A 1,507-nucleotide genomic window follows, 5' to 3' on the forward strand; every position below is an offset into this window, starting at 1 on the left:
CTGTTTCTGCTAAGTCTGATATTCGGACTAAGCAAGGAATTCGCGCTGTGGTTCCGCAATTGCCAACTTATATGCTTTTGCCTAACGCTTTATTCCAAGCTGGTTTGATAGATTTTATTGCTCAAAACAAGAAATTTGAGACAATGCAAAGCGCTTCTCAGAGTGCTTTGAAGAGTGATGAAAATTCTGCTTTGTTTTTGCATGGATATAGTGGAAACTACCATTATGTTTCTAATCTTTCCATGTTTGAATATGGGTATGGAGCTGAACTTGATTATAATGCGCTAGAAGCAGGTGTTTTGCTGAAGGAGATTGAGAGTTTATGTAGTCATACATTCTTGGGGGTTCTGGGAAACTACGGAAACTTTTCTCTCCATCCTCAAGAAGTTGAACAAAGCAAAAAGAGTACGTTTGATAAATGGTCTGTTGCTGCTTATGGAGGTTTGAGGCATGACACAGGCTTATATATGGACGGGGTGTTCTCTTATGGCTTGTTTAAAGGTGATGTTTTTACTCTTGCTCGAGGTAAGACGGCAACATTAAAGGGCAAACAACTCAGTGCTGCCTTGACCAGTGGTAAGGCATTTGCAATAGGGCGTAAAAGTCTTGTTTTAGATCCGCAAGTTCAGTTTATTTATCAAAATCTTCAGTTTGATCCTGTACATGATATTGATAATATCGATGTTAATTTGGGAAAATTTGATCAATGGACCATGCGTGTTGGTGGGCACTTAACCAAGAAGCTTTTTGCTATGGAAGAGAGGCGTGTTATTTCCCTCTATGGTAAGCTTTATCTTTCGCATCATTTTGGAGAAAAACAGTCTGTATCTTTTAAACACACTTTCCAGTTAGGTGATTTTGGCTCTTCCTTAGAAACAGGATTTGGTTTTGATGCTCGATTATCTCCTCAATTTGCACTTCATGGAGATGTAAGTTATCAACGCCGCCTTAAAAAAGCTGGTTTTTCAGGTGCTCGTTTTTCTGCTGGTTTGCGTCACCTTTTTTAATTTGTACGACCTTATTTCATAATCTTGTATATTTTTTTGTAAAAGGCAGCAAAATTTGCTGCCTTTTATATTCAATCTGTCTTGCTTCAACTTGCTCTTTTGCTTCATTTTTGGGAATATTATTATTTTGGGAGGAATATTATTGGAGTTTTGTATTTATTGATGAAAAAATCATTTTCTGTGATCTCTGTGATTTGCGATTGAAAATTCGTGATCGTTATAATTGCTTCTTTTTTATGAAAGTGAAGCCTTTAAAGAGTTTTGATTTTAATCATATGGCATAAGATCATATGGTATGGGATTGGTCATTCCATTCTGATTTTGAAAATTTTGCAGGATACATGGGTTATGCGTATGGCGGAGTGTTTCAATAAATTTGTCCGTTATTGATTTTTGTATCAATATAAGTGAATGAGGATTGTTTTTTAGCACTCTTTTCTGTTGTTTTTTGTCTGTTTTGCTCTCAGTTTTTGTGTTTCTCATAAAGTTCTGTGGTGATT

At 36.2% G+C, this 1,507-nt stretch carries 1 protein-coding gene; it reads left to right on the forward strand.

Annotated features, from left to right (window positions below; translation table 11 throughout):
* Positions 1-1,007: autotransporter outer membrane beta-barrel domain-containing protein (locus tag ABID39_RS07835; protein WP_354187602.1), on the forward strand; the 1,007-nt coding region annotated here is incomplete at its 5' end.
* Between the last annotated feature and the right edge of the window lie 500 nt (positions 1,008-1,507).

The sequence above is a fragment of the Bartonella japonica genome (assembly GCF_040545385.1).
Taxonomy (GTDB): domain Bacteria; phylum Pseudomonadota; class Alphaproteobacteria; order Rhizobiales; family Rhizobiaceae; genus Bartonella; species Bartonella japonica.